This is a genomic window from Streptococcus sp. HMSC068F04 (genome assembly GCF_001837455.1).
Classification (GTDB): domain Bacteria; phylum Bacillota; class Bacilli; order Lactobacillales; family Streptococcaceae; genus Streptococcus; species Streptococcus salivarius_D.
In genome coordinates this window covers 1-266 of sequence record NZ_KV832493.1, presented here as the reverse complement: position 1 = coordinate 266, position 266 = coordinate 1, and the positions used below count along the sequence as shown (strand labels likewise).

At 36.5% G+C, this 266-nt stretch carries 1 protein-coding gene; it reads left to right on the top strand.

Annotated features, from left to right (window positions below; translation table 11 throughout):
- A partial coding sequence (locus tag HMPREF2571_RS05810; RefSeq protein ID WP_176745585.1) for a GBS Bsp-like repeat-containing protein occupies positions 1–266 on the top strand: 266 nt, incomplete at both ends.

The following is a 266-nucleotide window of genomic DNA, read 5'->3' as shown; positions in this document are numbered from 1 at the left end:
GTATCTGCCAACTTGAGTATATCTAAAAATGAGAACAATGGAACATTTACAATAATTGCCAAAAATCTCAAAGGTTTAGAAGGCTACAAAGAAGTTAAAATTCCATTTTGGTCACATGCGAATGGAATGAGTGATATCAAATGGTATACACCGACCAGACAAGCAGATGGCTCTTACACTGTAACGGTGAAAGCTAGTGATCATGAGAATGCTAATGGCAGATATGAAGCGCAAGTATTTTACATTGATGCTAAAGGTCAAAAACG